This is a genomic window from Streptomyces europaeiscabiei (assembly GCF_036346855.1).
Classification (GTDB): Bacteria; Actinomycetota; Actinomycetes; order Streptomycetales; family Streptomycetaceae; genus Streptomyces; species Streptomyces europaeiscabiei.
Genome location: NZ_CP107841.1, coordinates 9,877,148 through 9,892,349 on the forward strand (window position 1 = coordinate 9,877,148; position 15,202 = coordinate 9,892,349).

Genomic DNA, 15,202 nt, shown 5'->3' on the forward strand with positions numbered 1-15,202 from the left:
GCCGCCGGTTACCGTACCGGTCGGTAACCGGATCGCAAGCACCGCAGGAGGCCCTCATGCCGCAGCTCGAAGTCGACGGCGCCGCGCTGACGTACGACGACGAGGGCCCCCGCGACGGCGACGGCGTGCCCCTCGTGTTCGTCCACGGCTGGACCGCGAACCGGCACCGCTGGGACCACCAGGTGGCGCACTTCGCCGCGAAGCGGCGCGTGATCCGGCTCGACCTGCGCGGGCACGGCGAGAGCGGCGGCGCGGGGGTGCGCACGATAGAAGAGCTGTCGAGAGACGTGCTCGCCCTCCTGGATCACCTGGAGGTCGAGCGGTTCGTCCTCGTCGGCCACTCCATGGGCGGCATGATCTCCCAGACCATCACCCTCGCCCACCCCGAGCGGGTCGAGCGCCTGGTGCTGGTCAACTCCATCGGCCGCATGACCTACAGCCGTGGCCGTGGCCTGCTGATGGCGGCCTCCGCCCGTGTCCCCTTCAAGCTGTTCGTCGCCGCCAACATCCAGCGGGCCTTCGCTCCCGGCTACCCCCGCGAGGAGATCCGCGCGTACATCCGCGCCTCCGCGGCCACCCCGCGCGAGGTCGTCATGACCCTGTACGGCGCCATGCGTGCCTTCGACGTCCTCGACCGCCTCGGCGAGATCGGTACGCCCACCCTCCTCGTCCACGGCTACCACGACATCCAGCTGCCCGTCTCCCAGATGCTCCGCATGGCCAAGGCCTGCCAGGACGCCGAGGTGCGCATCCTGGACGCCGGCCATGAACTGCCCGTGGAGAAGCCGGCGGAACTCACCGCCACCCTCGACCGCTTCCTCACCGGCACCCGCTCCTGAGCCCCGCCCGCCGATCGCCGACCGGGCCGGGCGTGGTCAGCGCGAGTGTGTCCTCCCCCGGCCCAGCAGGCCGCCAAGAGTCCGCAGCCACCCGAGGGCGGCGCCGACGACCGCGCGGGTCCGGGGCAGGCGGTCGATGTCCGCGGCGAGGGACAGGGCCGCGCCCGTCCAGGCGAAGCCGAAGGACCACACGGAGAGCCACTCGCACAGGTACAGGGGCGTGATCAGCCAGTCGTCGCCCACCTTGGTGGCCGCCGCCGCGGCGGCGAGCGCCATGAAGACGAGGATCAGCACACCGGCCACGAGGTAGGGGCGCCGTACGTAGGACCGTTCCTTGATGCCCGGAGCCCCGTACATGAAGAGGCAGAAGGCCGCCATCGCCGTCAACAGGCCGATGGCGAAGACCTGGTGGAACACGGAGACCGTCTGCTGGCCCGTGTCGCCCCCGGAGCCCGGCGCCGTGGGGAAGAGGGCGACACCCAGGGCGAAGACCCCGGCGACCGTGCCCAGGATGTCGTGGAACTTGTTGAAGCGGTACACGACCAGGAAGATCCCGAGGGCGCACAGCCCGCCGACGAAGATGTCGCGGGTGCTGGTGTAGTACGAGCCGCTCATGGAACCGGGCCAGGCGTCCTCCCCGGCCCGGCCGTCGAGCCGCGCCGCGATCCAGTTGCCGGCCGGCAGCGCCAGGGGCAGCAGGACACCGATGACCCCGACCCCCAGGCGCAGCCGCATGACCGTCCGCGCGTCCTGGTCCTTCTTCCCGGCCGCCACCCTGTGCCGCAGGGGCTCGGCGGCGCTCCCGTCCGTCGCGCTCACGGGCACCTCCTCACGCTCACGAAGCGCGCGAGGCGAAGGCGTGCCCGCCACCTGACGATGTCCGGTGGCGATCGAACACAAACTCGAACGCAGGTTCAGGGGCCGTGCGTATCAGCCGGTCAACTGCCCTTCCGCGGCGACCAGCAGCTCCGTCACCCGCAGACCGAAGGCGGCGTCGCACGGATGCGGGCGGCCACTACGGGCGGCCGCCAGCAGCGCGTCCCCCGCCCGCACCAGAGCCGGTACGGCACCTTCGTCGGACGTGGGCAGTACGGTCGTCCCGGTCCGGCCGCGCAGCTCCACCGTGGCGCCGCAGGCCGCGGGCGGGGCGGTGAGGCTGAGGGTGACCGTGCTGGACGCCCCGCCGGTGTGCAGGAGGACCAGATGGACCGTGTCCCCGGGCCCGCGCACGGCGGCGGCCACCTTCTCCACGTCCCCGAGGACCGGCAGCAGCACGGACAGGGCATGCGGGCCCACATCCCACAGGCCACCCTTCTCGCGCCGCCACGGCGAGGCCGTGAAGGGGCTGTCGCTCTCTTCGTCGAACAGCGACCCGAACCACTCCGCACGGGCGGTGAACCAGCCCCCACCGGCGGCCTGTTCGGTGATCCACGCGTCGATCGCCGTCTGGAAACGGGCGGTGAAGAAGACGACGGACGCGACCTGGGCCTCCTCGACCGCCTCGACGACCGCCCGCCCCTCCTCGACGTCCGTCGCGAGGGGCTTGTCGAGCAGCAGATGGCAGCCGGCACGGGCGGCACGTGCGGCGAGCGGCGCCTGGACGGAGGGCGGCAGCGCCACGGCCACCGCGTCCACGTCGGCGAACAGGGCGTCGACGTCCTCGTACACGGGCACTCCGCCGTGCCGGGCGGCGAGTTCCTTGGCCGCCTCCGGCCGCCTGCCCCACACCCCCGCGAAGTCCAGCTCCTGGTGCGCGCTCAGCGCGGGGGCGTAGGCCATCTCGGCCCACGGTCCTGTTCCGAGCAGTCCGATACGCATGTTCCGGTCTCTCCTTGCGCGTTGGGGGCCGTGTCCACGGGGACACGGACCGCCGACGACCGTCAGGGCAGTGCCTGCTCGGTCCAGATGGTCTTGCCCGTGGGGGAGTAGCGGGTGCCCCAGCGCTGGGTGAGCTGGGCGATCAGGTACAGGCCGCGGCCGCCCTCGTCGGTCGTGGCCGCGTACCGCAGATGGGGCGAGGTGTGACTGCTGTCGGTGACCTCGCAGATCAGCTGGCGGTCGTGGATGAGCCGGACCCGGATGGGGCCGCCGCCGTACCGGATGGCGTTGGTGACCAACTCGCTGAGGATCAGCTCGGTGGTGAACTCCAGCTCCTCCAGGCCCCATTCGGCCAGCTGCCTGGTGGCGTCCGAGCGCGCCCGGCCGACGGCCGCCGGGTCGCCGGGCACCTCCCACTCGACGACACGGCCCCCGTCCAGCGCACGCGTACGGGCGACGATCAGCGCGATGTCGTCGCTCGCCCGGCTCGGCGGCAGCGCGTCGAGCACCGCCTCACAGGTGCCCTGCGGTGAGGTGTCGGCCCCGGCCAGCGCGGTCCGCAGCAGTTCGAGCCCGTCGTCGATGTCCCGATCCCGGTGCTCGACGAGCCCGTCGGTGTACAGCACCAGCCGGCTGCCCTCGTCGAGCTCCAGCTGGGCCGTCTCGAAGGGCAACCCGCCCAGGCCGAGCGGCGGACCGGCCGGCACCTCGGGGAAGTCGACCGTGCCGTCGGGCCGGGCCACCGCGAGCGGCGGATGGCCGGCGCGCGCCACGTCGCAGCGCCGCGAGACCGGGTCGTAGATCGCGTACAGGCAGGTCGCCCCGGTGATCGGGGCGGTGCCGTCCAGGACCGCCTCGTCCTGGTCGATGCGGCTGACCATCTCGTCGAGCAGCCCGAGGATCTCGTCCGGAGGCAGGTCCAGCGCGGTGAAGTTGTGGACGGCGGTACGCAGCCGCCCCATCGTGGCCGCGGCGTGCAGCCCGTGGCCCACGACATCGCCCACGACGACCGCTACCCGGGTGCCGGACAGGGGCAGTACGTCGAACCAGTCCCCGCCCACCCCGGCCTGCGCGGGCAGATAGCGGTAGGCGACGTCCAGGGCGCTCTGCTCGGGAAGGTTGCGGGGCAGCAGGCTGCGCTGCAGGGTCTCGGCCATCGTGTGTTCGCGTGTGTACCGGCGCGCGTTGTCGATGGAGACCGCCGCGCGGGCGACGAGTTCCTCGGCGAGGGCCAGCTCCTCCTGGTCGAACGGCTCGGGCTTCTCCGAGCGCCAGAAGTTCGCGACACCCATCACCAGCTGGCCCACGCGCAACGGCACGGTGATCAGCGAGTGGATGCCGTACTCGACGACCTGCGCGGACCGCTCGAAGTCCTGCGCCCGCCAGCCGGGTGCCCGGCTGAGGTCGGCCACGAGGGTCGAACTGCCGCTGTCGATGCTGCGGGCCTGCGGCGAGGAGGGGACGAGGTCGATACGTTCGCCCACCTTGTACAGGGGCGCGTCCTTGCGGATCCCGCTGCACGCCGTGCGGCGCAGTGTGGTGACCGTGTCGGGTTCTTCGCCGCTGAGCGCCGCGGGGGCGAGGTCCACGGTGACGAAGTCCGCGAACCGGGGGACGGCCACCTCCGCCAGTTCCTCGGCGGTGCGGGTCACGTCCAGGCCGGTGCCGACGCCCACTCCGGCGTCGTAGAGCAGCCTCAGGCGCTCCCGCGCGGCCTCGGCGCGGCCGGACAGGGCGCGCAGCTCGGTGGAGTCACGGAGGGTGGCGACGCTGCCGGAGGGCTCGCCCTGCAGATCGGTGGCCCGCTGGTTGACCGCGAGCAGCCGGTCGCCGACCAGGTGCACCTCGTCGTTGGCGACGCGTCCCGAGGTCAGCAGGTCGGCCATGTGCGATTCGAGGCCCAGGGCGAGGACGTTCTGCCCCTCGGCGTCCGCGGGCAGGTCGAGCAGTCGGTGTGCCTCGTCGTTGGCGAGCAGCAGCCGGCCCCCGCCCCCGATGATGATCACGCCCTCCCGCACGGCATGCAGCACCGCGTCGTGGTGCTCGTACATGCGGGTCATCTCGGACGGACCGAGGCCGTGGGTCTGGCGCAGGAGCCGCTTGCTGACGAGTGCCGTGCCCGCCGTGGCCAGGGCGAGGGCCGCCGCGGCGGCGGCCAGTACGAGGGGCAGCTGCTGGTCCGCGACCCCGCCCACGTTCTCGGTGGTGATCCCGGCCGACACCAGGCCCACGACCTTGCCGTCCGGATCCTTGATCGGTACCACGGCCTGGACGAGCGGGCCGAGGGTGCCGTTGACCTCCTCGGTGAAGGACTCGCCCTCCAGCGCGGGTCCGAGGGTGCCGACGAACTTCTTGCCGATGCGGTCCGTCTTCGGATGGGTGTAGCGGATCCCGTCGGTGTTCATCACGACGATGAAGTCGACCTTGGACTGGATCCGGGCGGCCTCGGCCCTCGGCTGGAGCACCGCCGTCGGATCGTCGCTGGTCAACGCCTCCCGGGTGCCCGGCGCGTTGGCGAACGTCTCCGCCACGGCGAGCGAACGGTTGTGCGCTTCCTCGGTGCTGTCGTGCCGTACCTGGAGGACCAGCGCCACCACGGCCGACACGACCAGCACCAGCACGATCACCACCTGCAGCAGGAACACCTGCCCGGCGACACTGCGCCCGCTCAACGCCGATCGCAGGCCCGCCAGCGGACCCTGCCCGTGTCCCGGCTCCCGACTTGCGGCGTCCCCGGATCCGTGCGGTACCCGCCGGGCGCGGTCGTCCCGGCCCTGCGCGGGCCGACCCTGAGGGCGGCGGGTCGATTGAGAGCGAGATCGACCCAGGAGACGGACCATGTGCCCATGTCTACACTGCCCCGCGCCCGGAGGCGAGAGGGGGTCACGCACGGTCACGGCCGATGGCGTCGGTCGTACGGCCCACGAAGCGTGCGCCACCGCTGCGACCTCGCTGTGACCACCTGTGACGTGCCGCTTCCTATCAGGTTCCTGTGAATTTACGAGACGTTTGAACGCATGGGGCTCCGGCTCCGTATTGGGCTGGGGTTTTTCATGCCCGGACCCGACCACGACGTTGTAGGAGTTATCCGTGGGACGCACCACCAGGCGCAGACGCCCATCAGGAGCCCGGCGCGCGACCTCTGCCGCGATCGCGCTGATCTTGGGCGGAGGCGGGCTCGTCGCCGTCAACGTCTACGCGTCGGCCACCGAGGACGACTCGACCGACGACTCCGTCCAGCAGGTCAACTCCGCCGCCGGCACGATCGACTGCCCGGACGTCGGCGATGAACTGACGGAGGTCCCCGACGGGGCACGGGGCGAGGTCGACAAGGAACTCGCCGCCCTGGACCAGCAGGTAGCCGAGGCCTACCAGCGGCTGCAGAACTCCGCGCAGGCCCAGCAGCAGGACGGCGGCTTCGCCGACAACGCGATCATGAACCCGCTGAAGGAGAAGCGGGCCGCGACGATCGAGCGGATCGCGATCGCCATCGACCGTGTCGGCGACCGCCCCGACGGACTCGACTCCCTGGCCGCCTGCGAACTGCGCCCCGCCGAGAACTGGAACGCCGACCAGAACGGTGGCGAGCAGAACGGTGGTGACCAGAACGGCGGCGGTCAGAGCGGCGGCGGTCAGAACGGCGGCGACGACGGTCAGGGCCAGGGCGACCAGCAGGGCGGGCAGGGCAACGGTGGCCAGGCCGGCAACGGGCCGGTGGCCGCGGACTACGCCGACATCAAGTCCGTCCAGCCGAACGCCGGGAACCGGGGCGGGCAGCAGAACGGCTCCACCGGCTCCTTCACCACCGCCTGCGGTGTGAACGCGAACGGTCTGTTCAACTCCGACAACGTCATCGTCGCCCCCGGTGTCTCCAACGGCGCCCACCACTTCCACGACTATGTCGGCAACCAGGGCAACAGCGCGTTCTCCAGCGACGAGGACCTCGCGGCGGCCGACACCAGCTGTGAGAACCAGGGCGACAAGTCCTCGTACTTCTGGCCGGTGATCCGGCTGCAGAACGGCACCGCCGAGCAGGACGCCAACTCTCCCGGCGGCGGCATCGAGGGCAACGCCGGTGAGATCGTGACGCCCAGGGAAGTCACGATGTCGTTCGAGGGCAGCCCGCGCGGTGACGTCACGGAGATGCCGCGACTGCTGCGCATCATCACCGGCGACGCCAAGGCCTTCGTCAACGGAACGGCCAACGCCAACGCGTCCTGGAGCTGCACCGGATTCGAGGACCGTCAGCTGAAGGACAAGTACCCGCTCTGCCCCGCCGGCAGCGACGTCGTGCGCACGTTCAAGTTCCAGAGCTGCTGGGACGGCCGCAACATCGACAGCGCCAACCACCGCACCCACGTGGCTTTCGCCGCCGCGGACGGCAGCTGCGCAGCCGGCTTCAAGGCCATCCCGCAGTTGGTCCAGCGCATCGTCTACGACGTCGACGCGCCGAGCCTCCAGGACGGCGGCCGTACGACCCCGCTGTTCGCCGTCGACGCCTTCCCCGAGCAGCTCCACAAGCCCGTCACCGACCACGGCGACTTCATCAACGTCTTCGACGAGGACCTGATGCGGGAGATGGTGGACTGCATCAACGACGGTCGCGAGTGCGACGCGGCCGACGTCGGCGGCGACCAGGGCGATGACGGTGGCCAGGACAACGGTGGCGACCAGGACAACGGTGGCGACCAGGGCGGCGACGCCGGTCAGGGCGACGACCAGGGCCAGGACCAGGAGCAGCCGGGTGGCGACCAGGGCCAGGACCAGAATCAGGGCCAGGACCAGGACCAGAACGACGGTCAGGACCAGGAGCAACCGGGCAACGACCAGGACCAGGACCAGGGTCAGGACCAGGACGACAACACGGCCGAACCCACCGAGACCGCGCCGGCTCCCGGCGGTACCGACGACGAGGCGAACCAGGGCGGCGACAAGGAGCCCCAGGTCTTCGGCTCGGTGAAGGCGACCCAGCGCGGCAACGCCGCCGGGAACGAGGGCGGCGAGGACGCCGACAACGGCGCGGACGACGGCGGTGACGCCGGAGGCGCGGTCGTGGCCCCCGAGCAGACGGCGCCCGCCGCCAACATCCCGTCGGCCGCCGGTCAGCCCGGATCGCAGGGATCCCAGTCGGCGACGGGCGACCTCGCCGAGACCGGGGCGCAGCTGTGGCCGGCGATGATCGGCGGCGTGGCCGTGCTCGCCGGATTCGTCCTGCTCCGCCGGGTCAGGCGCGGGAGCTACTGACCCCGCAGAACCGTCCGGATGCGGTCCCCATGCTCCGCCAACCTTGTTGATTTGAGCAGGAATCGATCCTGTATCGAACGACTCGGGGCGGAGCATGGCGGAGGTCCGGGCCCGGCGGCTGCCGCTGCTCGGTGATGTCGCCTCGGCCGCCGTGGTCCTCGTGGCCATGGTGGCCGTACGGCTGGGCTCGGGAAGCGGCACCGATGCCTCCCTGCCCGTGACGATCGTGCTCGGCGTGGTGATCGCCGGAAGCCTGGCGGCCGGGCGCCGCGCCCCGCAGGCCGGGTACGTGGTGGGCACGGCCGGGCTGGCCGTGGAGGCACTATGGGTGGGCCCGGTCCGCTGACACCGGTCGCGAACCTCATCGGCGTCCCCTCGCGGGATGAACGCGATGAACGCGATGAACGCGATGAGCGCGGGGGGCGGTTCTGGCGTCGGACGTGTGGCGGGCCGTACGTCCGCAGGGCCGCCGCCGGCAGCGGCTGCTGTGGTGGTGCGGGGCCGCGCCCTGACGGCCTCCGGGGTGTTGCACGGGGTGGTGGCGGTCGTGGACGCGGAGCCGTGGTGGGGGCCGGTGTCCTGGCGTAACCGGTGGTGTTCGGGGTGCCCTTCGGGCTGTTGATGTGGTCGGTGGTCCGGATCGTGCGGCAGATGCCCGCGCGATGGTGGGTGCGGGTCCCGGCAGGCGACCGGACGCGGGAAAAACCCCGCTCGTCGAGCGAACCGGACGGTGACCCCCGTGCGTCCACAGGCTGTGGGGCCTGTACCTTTCACGCGTCGGCGGGCGGTGCGAACGACCCGTTCGGGCCATGTCCCAGGCGGTGGTCACGAATGGAAGTCGATCTATGTCGGCGCCCGAGAATCACCTGTCGCGGCATCGAGTTTCGGCCGTACACTGACAATTCGTAAGCATGCGGGTGGAGTTGACGGGGGGATCCGAGATGTCCGGGGATCAGTACGGCGTAAGAGACCAGGACGGCTGGAGCCACAGCTTCGTCGTGCCGCCTGTGCCGCCCATGCCGCCGGGGCCGCCGCCCGGCCCGGCGGACGCCTGGCGGGCCGTCGGGGTGGGCCTGCTGAACCTCAGCGGTCTCGGGCTCGGCTACGCCCTGATCCGCCGCCCGCTCCTCACCCTGGTGTGCTGGGCGGCCACGGGTCTCCTCCTCTTCACCGTGCTGCCGGCCGACCCTGACGGCGTCTCGGGCACGACCCTCACCGTCTACGGCCTGTTCCTCCTCCTCGTGGCCGTCCACGGTGCCTTCCTCGGCCTGCGCAACCGCCTGGTGTGGCCCGCGAAGTCTCCACTCGCCATCGCGCTCGGCGTGCTCCTCCTCGGCGTACCGGTCGCGGGCGGTCTGCTCTACGAGACCGCGCGGAAGGAGGCCGTCGAGGCGATGCTCCTGGATCGGCTGGAGAAGGCCGACGACCTCGTGGACAAGGCCTCCGGCGAGTCCTTCTCCACGACCCAGTCCGAGTTCCGCAGGGCGCTGACCGCGTACGACGACCTGCGTACCGACCACCCCGACTCCCGGGCGGCCGAGAAGGTCCCGGACCGGCTGAAGACCTTCTACACGACCGTCGGCGCCCCCTACGAGAAGCAGGAGTACTGCGCCGCGGTCGCTCCCCTCGAATACCTGCGCACGGTCCCGCAGACCGTGAGCAAGCAGGACCTCGGCTCGCTGGCCACCTGGCCCGACGACCGGCTCGCCACCTCGCTGTACGAGTGCGCGTCCGCCGGCCTGGCGGGCGACACCGCGGGCTGGCAGGACCAGTTCAGCGACCTCCTCACCACGTTCCCCGACTCGGACCAGGCCGCGAAGGTCGAGCCCGACGTCAAGGCGGCCGTCGACAAGGCCGTCAAGGCCGTGGGCGGCGACGACCCGTGCACCGCCGTGGACGAGCTGGGCACGCTCGGCTCCCAGGTCAAGGCGCTGCCGGGAGACAAGGCGGGTGTGGCCGACGCCCTCGCCGCCGACGCCGGACGGGCCGAGAACGCCGCGTCCGCGGGCGTCTACACCTGTGGCGTGGACCAGTACAAGGACGGCGACTTCGCCGAGGCGGTGACGTCGATGAACGACTTCGTCGACGCCAACAAGAAGCACAAGAACGCGCCGCGCGCCAAGAAGATAGCGATCGCCGCCGAGATCGCGCAGGAGGTCCCGGCGGCCGGCAAGAAGCTGCCCACGACGCGTTCCGGCGGCAGCATCTCCGTCACGGTCAAGAACGACAGCCCGGACGAGATCCAGGTCATGTACACCGGCCCGGTCACCGGCACCTTCACCCTCAAGGGCTGCGGCACCTGCTCCAGCTACAGCTGGAGCAGCACCCTCGTCACCGGGTTCAAGCCGTGCAGCGGCAACGACAACTACCCGCAGCGCACGATCAGCCTGCCGGTGGGCACCACCTACTTCCTGCACAAGCCGAAGGGCGACAACGCGTCCAGCGCCGCCTCCGACACCGCCAAGCTGGAGTCGGGCTACATCTACACAGAGTGCGCCTATGTGACCTCGGGCTACGGCCTGGACTCCTGACGCGCACCCGGTGACCGGAGGGCCGCAGGGGCGGCTCAGCTCCTGCGGCCCTCCACCCACCCGGCGACGTCGTCGAGGTCCTTGGTGACGGCCTTGCGCACGGCGCGGGCGCCGACGGAGCCCATGACCTTGGCGAGCAGACCCGCGACGGCACCGGTCGCATCCGCCGAGAACGTCATGAGGATCGTCGTCGACTCGGGTCCGTCCGCCCGCAGCACCCACTCCGAGACATAGCGGGAGCCGTGCGACTCGGCCTCCACCACATAGCGCTCGGGCGGCTCGCTGACGGTCACCCACATCTCCTCGGTGGCGTCCTTGCCGAACATGCGCCGCGTCTCCCGCCACCGCGTGCCCACCCCGAAACCCCCGTCCGTGAGGACCTCCACCCGCGTGACACCGCTGAGCATCCGATCCATCCGGCTGAGGTCCGTCAGGGCCTCCCACACCCGCCCCTGAGAAGCGGCGACCCGCCGCTCGACTACGACACTTCTGCTGGTCATGACTCCCATGAAAGCACCGGGCACCGCCCCCCGCCCCGTGACGGCCGCCGCCCCGGCCGGCCCGCCAGGTTGCGTAGACGGGGTGCGTAGTTTCACGGACGACCGCGCGGGAGGCGTTCTGAGAGGCTTGGATCTTCGGGTGCGGCCGGGGCCCCTGAGACCGCATGGAAGGGATCGGGCCGCGGGTACTTCTCCTCCACACGTTCGAACACGACACCCTGCCGCCCGGTCCGGCGGCCCTTGTGGGCGAGCCCCGTCTCCGTCGCCGCACCCCATCCACCACGACACGAGGAGAAGCCGATGACCGAACGCCCCGAGGGCGCGCAGGATCAGCCGTCCGCGTCCCCGGCCTGGCCGCCCCCGGCCCAGCCCGACCCGCGGGCAGCCACGCCCCAGCAGGCCCCGCCCGCCGCGCAGTCCCAGCCACAGGGGCCGACTCAGGCGCCGACGCCCACTCAGGCGGAGATACCGATCCCCGCGCAGGCGCAGGCGCCGACCCCGAGCGCCTACCCCTACCCCAATCCCCAGTCACCGGCCGGCTACGGCCCCCCGGTCGCGCCGCCGCCGGCCCAGGCCCATCCGTACGGCCAGCCTGCGGGCGGATACCCGCCGGGCGGCTACCCGCCCCTCGGTGCCCAGCCCACGACGGGCGCCGGCGGACGCGCCGTGCTGTGGGCGCTGGTGGGCGCGGTGGTGGCCTCCGCCGCGTGGGCCGGCGGTGTCTTCCTGCTCGGCAAGGACGAAACGGAGGCGGACCTGCGCGGATACCAGGCCAAGTCCAACCTCTGTTCCTCGGTGGAGTACTCGTCGTTCAAGAACGAGTACCCGGAGGAGGACGACGCGCCGGTGAACAACTCCCTGGAGCACGCGGCCCTCGACCAGAGCTACTGCAGCATCTCCCTCAAGACGTCGTCGACCTCCTCCCTCTCCGACGCGTACTTCTCGGTCCAGATGGACCTCCACAAGAAGACCGACCCCGGCCCCGAGTTCACCGCCCTGTGGTCCGAGTACGACCAGCGGTACGAGGACTACGACGTGGACGAGGTCTCCGGCTTCGGCGACGAGGCGTATCTCGTCACCGAGGACACCAGCTCCGGCAACGACACCAGCGGCAGCCGGTCGGCCACCCTCGCGGTGCGCGACGGCTGGATGACGTACGAGATGAGGTGGAGCGCCTACGGTTCCACCTACGACGACGTGGCGATGCCGGAGGTGGACGACGTCGTGGAGTGGCTCAAGAACGACACCAACGCGACGCTGGACAACCTGCGGGACTCGGACGGGATCTAGGGCTGATCTAGGGCACCGGACCCAGGACACCGGATCCAGGGGCCGGTCGATGGCATCAGGACGAAGCCGCAGGGCTCGAACCCACGGGCGAACCCACGGACGGACGGAGGCGGGGCGCGTACGCCACCGCCTCCGGCCCCTTTCGTACCCGGCGCGGCTCAGTCGTCCTTCGCCTTGGCGTAGTCCTTCGCCATCTGTCCGGCGAAGTCGTACAGCAGGACCTGCTCGTCGCCCACGACCCACGCGTCGTGCCCCGGCGGGCACACGAAGGCGTCGCCCGGCCCGACCTCACCCTCACCACCGTCGTCCATGCGGATGTGCATACGTCCTTGGACGACATAGCCGTTGTGGTGGACCTGGCAGCTCTCCGTGCCCGCGATGGGGGCGACGGACTCCGACCAGCGCCAGCCCGGTTCGAACGTGGCCACGGCGAAGTCGAGCCCCGTGAGGTGAACGGCTTCGAGGTGACCCCGTGGGAAATCGCGCCGCTCGTCCGGCTTCTCGACCGTCTTGATCTCCAGCATGGCGGCTCCTTCCGTTCCGTCCCACCTCCCCATCGTCCGCCTGTCAAGCCGGGGCCGCCAACCGGGGGACCGGGCGCCGCAGGAGGTGCCGGGCCGACGGGAGCATCGTGTAATGGGGTCCGGGAGATCGCTCCCGAGGGAGATGCGATGCGCTCAGGTCGTTCCGCCGGGGAAGGCGGGGTCAGGGCCGCGGCGGGCAGGCTGCGGCGACTCGGCGAGTGGTGCGCCCGGCACTTCGTGGTCGTCATCGTCGCCTGGCTGGTCGCCCTCGCGGCCCTGCAGGTGCTGAACCGGTCCTACGGCGGCGACTACTCGGACGACTTCGACCTCCCGGGCGTGCAGTCCACGCAGGGCCTGGACGTCCTGAAGAAGCACGATCCGGCGGCCGGCGGCTACAGCAGCCAGATCGTCCTGCACGACAACGACAAGACGCTCACCTCCCTCGGCTCCCAGATGTCCGACACGGTCGACGACCTGCAGAAACTGCCGCACGTGCTGTCGGTGCAGAACCCGCTCACCGCACCTTCCACACAGCCGTCGCAGTCGTCGTCCCAGTCGCAGCAGCCGAACGTCGGCCCGCTGTCGTCCGACCAGAAGACGGCGTACATCACCATCCGCTTCGACGAGCAGCCCTCGACCCTCGGGGACGGCTACCTCGACGGCGTGGACGACTCGGTCAAGCCGCTGCGGTCGGCGGGCGCCGAGGTCGAGTACGGCGGGCCGCTGGGCGAACTGGCCCGTCCCGCGCCCGACGACCGGGTGAGCGAACTCATCGGGTTCGCGGTGGCGATCGTCGTCCTCCTCGTCGGCTTCGGCAGTGTCATCGCGGCAGGTCTGCCCCTGGTGACCGCGCTGCTGAGCGCGATCGGTGGCCTCGCCTGTCTCGGACTGCTCGCCGCCGCCTTCACCTTCGCCACCGTCTCCCCGACCCTGGCGACGATGATCGGCCTCGGTGTGGGCATCGACTACGCCCTGTTCCTGATCACCCGTCACCGGCAGAACCTCATGAACGGCGCCGACCCGGTGCGCGCGGCCGGGTACGCCGTGGCGACCAGTGGCCGCGCCGTACTCGTCTCCGGCTGCACGGTCATCATCGCCCTGTGCGGGCTGTACACGTCCGGAGTGAGCTTCATCGGGAAACTCGGCCTCGCGGCGGCGGTCACCGTGGTCTCGGCGGTCATCGGCGCCCTGACCCTGGTCCCGGCCCTGTTGGGGCTCATCGGCCGCCGCATCGACCGCTACCACGTGCGCAGACCGGTCGCCGAGACAGGCGTCGAGGAGGGCGCCGAGATCGAGGGCACCTGGCACCGCTACGCCCAGCGCGTGGAGCACCGGCCCTGGCGGTTCCTGGCCGCGGGCGTCACGACCATCGCGATCCTCGCCATCCCGGTCTTCTCCATCCAGCTCGGCCACATCGGCGACGGCGCCGACCCCACCTCCTTCACCGACCGGCGCGCCTACGACCTGATGACCGACGCCTTCGGCCCCGGCTCCAACGGCCCCCTCACCGTCGTCATCGACCAGACCTCCGTCCCGTCGTCCGACCGCCAGAGCCTCCAGAGCACCGCGCAGAAGAACCTCGACGCCGTGGAGGGAGCCCACGCGGTCACCCCGCTCTCCGTCACCCAGGACGGGGACGTCCTCGTCGGCACGGTCTACTCGAAGGAGTCCCCGCAGAACGCCGACACCACGGACCTGGTGAACCGCCTGGTCGACGACACCCTGCCCGCCTCCGTCTCCGGAACCAAGGCCGAGGGATACGTCACCGGCACCACGGCCTCCCAGGTCGACTTCCGCGACATCGTGGCGAGCCGGCTGCCGCTGATCATCGCCGTCGTCGTGGCCCTGGCCTTCCTGATCATCCTCATCGTCTTCCGGGGCCTGCTCGTCGCGCTGAAGGCGGCGGCCCTCAACGTCCTGTCCATCACCGCCTCGTACGGTGTGGTCGTCGCCGTCTTCCAATGGGGCTGGGGCGGTCCAGCGCTGGGCGTCTCCGGCAAGGTACCCATCGAGAGCTATGTCCCGATGATGATGTTCGCCATCATCTTCGGGCTGAGCATGGACTACGAGATCTTCCTGCTCTCCCGTGTCCACGAGGCCTGGTTGCGCACCGGCGACGCCCGTGCCTCCGTCGCCCACGCCCTGGAGATCACCGCGCGCGTCATCACCTGCGCCGCCCTGATCATGGTGAGCGTCTTCGCCGCGTTCATCATCAGCGACAACATCGTCGTCAAGATGCTGGGCCTCGGGCTCGCCGTGAGTGTCCTCATCGACGCGACGGTCGTACGGCTGCTCCTCGTCCCGGCGGTGATGACCCTCCTCGGCCCGCACGCCTGGTGGACCCCGCACTGGCTGGACCGCGTGCTGCCGCACATCGACGCGGAGGGGAACACGGCCGAACGGCCGGTCCCGCAGGGGCAGGACCGACCGCTCGGCAACTGACGTGCCTCAGTGGA

The 15,202-nt window shown here is 71.1% G+C and carries 11 protein-coding genes; 6 read left to right on the plus strand and 5 right to left on the minus strand.

All coding sequences use genetic code 11. The features are described from left to right. Nucleotides 1–56: 56 nt before the first annotated feature. The gene (locus OG858_RS42900) at nt 57–839 is read left to right on the plus strand and encodes an alpha/beta fold hydrolase (RefSeq protein WP_319316615.1); all 783 of its coding nucleotides are present in this window, start codon (nt 57–59) and stop codon (nt 837–839) included. Between the two features lie 36 nt (nt 840–875). Here the strand turns inward: OG858_RS42900 and OG858_RS42905 are convergent, their stop codons facing one another. From OG858_RS42905 to OG858_RS42915, 3 genes are all read right to left on the minus strand, one after another. Next, nucleotides 876–1,658, minus strand: coding sequence for a hypothetical protein (locus tag OG858_RS42905; RefSeq protein ID WP_328543879.1), 783 nt, complete (start codon nt 1,656–1,658; stop codon nt 876–878). A gap of 111 nt (nt 1,659–1,769) precedes the next feature. Continuing rightward, complete coding sequence (locus OG858_RS42910) at nt 1,770–2,657, minus strand: Gfo/Idh/MocA family protein (protein ID WP_086748562.1); 888 nt, start codon at nt 2,655–2,657, stop codon at nt 1,770–1,772. 62 nt (nt 2,658–2,719) lie between these two features. Next, complete coding sequence (locus OG858_RS42915; protein ID WP_179200991.1) at nt 2,720–5,497, minus strand: SpoIIE family protein phosphatase; 2,778 nt, start codon at nt 5,495–5,497, stop codon at nt 2,720–2,722. Nucleotides 5,498–5,807: 310 nt separating this feature from the next. Between OG858_RS42915 and OG858_RS42920 the strand changes: the two genes are divergently transcribed. From OG858_RS42920 to OG858_RS42930, 3 genes are all read left to right on the plus strand, one after another. Further along, nucleotides 5,808–7,901, plus strand: coding sequence for a DUF1996 domain-containing protein (locus OG858_RS42920; RefSeq protein ID WP_327726142.1), 2,094 nt, complete (start codon nt 5,808–5,810; stop codon nt 7,899–7,901). Between the two features lie 94 nt (nt 7,902–7,995). Next, nucleotides 7,996–8,247: a histidine kinase gene (locus OG858_RS42925; protein ID WP_319316620.1), complete on the plus strand. Its 252-nt coding sequence runs from the start codon at nt 7,996–7,998 to the stop codon at nt 8,245–8,247. Between the two features lie 595 nt (nt 8,248–8,842). Beyond that, on the plus strand, nt 8,843–10,432 hold the full coding sequence (locus tag OG858_RS42930) for a hypothetical protein (RefSeq protein WP_319316623.1): 1,590 nt from the start codon (nt 8,843–8,845) through the stop codon (nt 10,430–10,432). 35 nt (nt 10,433–10,467) lie between these two features. On the opposite strand, the gene OG858_RS42935 is transcribed toward OG858_RS42930, so the two are convergent. Continuing rightward, the gene (locus OG858_RS42935; RefSeq protein ID WP_327725798.1) at nt 10,468–10,932 is read right to left on the minus strand and encodes an SRPBCC family protein; all 465 of its coding nucleotides are present in this window, start codon (nt 10,930–10,932) and stop codon (nt 10,468–10,470) included. A 300-nt stretch (nt 10,933–11,232) separates the two neighbouring features. Between OG858_RS42935 and OG858_RS42940 the strand changes: the two genes are divergently transcribed. Beyond that, nucleotides 11,233–12,222, plus strand: coding sequence for a hypothetical protein (locus OG858_RS42940; protein WP_319065327.1), 990 nt, complete (start codon nt 11,233–11,235; stop codon nt 12,220–12,222). Nucleotides 12,223–12,380: 158 nt separating this feature from the next. On the opposite strand, the gene OG858_RS42945 is transcribed toward OG858_RS42940, so the two are convergent. Next, nucleotides 12,381–12,746 (minus strand): cupin domain-containing protein, encoded by a 366-nt coding sequence (locus OG858_RS42945; RefSeq protein WP_086749734.1) that lies wholly within the window; start codon nt 12,744–12,746, stop codon nt 12,381–12,383. Nucleotides 12,747–12,893: 147 nt separating this feature from the next. Between OG858_RS42945 and OG858_RS42950 the strand changes: the two genes are divergently transcribed. Continuing rightward, nucleotides 12,894–15,188 (plus strand): MMPL family transporter, encoded by a 2,295-nt coding sequence (locus OG858_RS42950; RefSeq protein WP_319065326.1) that lies wholly within the window; start codon nt 12,894–12,896, stop codon nt 15,186–15,188. Nucleotides 15,189–15,202: the final 14 nt, after the last annotated feature.

What these genes read in the sequence shown, in the direction of transcription:
- OG858_RS42945 (WP_086749734.1), bottom strand. Translation starts at nt 12,746, where the DNA reads ATGCTGGAGATCAAGACGGTCGAGAAGCCGGACGAGCGGCGCGATTTC.
- OG858_RS42935 (WP_327725798.1), bottom strand. Translation starts at nt 10,932, where the DNA reads ATGACCAGCAGAAGTGTCGTAGTCGAGCGGCGGGTCGCCGCTTCTCAG.
- OG858_RS42900 (WP_319316615.1), top strand. Translation starts at nt 57, where the DNA reads ATGCCGCAGCTCGAAGTCGACGGCGCCGCGCTGACGTACGACGACGAG.
- OG858_RS42910 (WP_086748562.1), bottom strand. Translation starts at nt 2,657, where the DNA reads ATGCGTATCGGACTGCTCGGAACAGGACCGTGGGCCGAGATGGCCTAC.
- OG858_RS42940 (WP_319065327.1), top strand. Translation starts at nt 11,233, where the DNA reads ATGACCGAACGCCCCGAGGGCGCGCAGGATCAGCCGTCCGCGTCCCCG.
- OG858_RS42950 (WP_319065326.1), top strand. Translation starts at nt 12,894, where the DNA reads ATGCGCTCAGGTCGTTCCGCCGGGGAAGGCGGGGTCAGGGCCGCGGCG.
- OG858_RS42915 (WP_179200991.1), bottom strand. Translation starts at nt 5,497, where the DNA reads ATGGTCCGTCTCCTGGGTCGATCTCGCTCTCAATCGACCCGCCGCCCT.
- OG858_RS42925 (WP_319316620.1), top strand. Translation starts at nt 7,996, where the DNA reads ATGGCGGAGGTCCGGGCCCGGCGGCTGCCGCTGCTCGGTGATGTCGCC.
- OG858_RS42930 (WP_319316623.1), top strand. Translation starts at nt 8,843, where the DNA reads ATGTCCGGGGATCAGTACGGCGTAAGAGACCAGGACGGCTGGAGCCAC.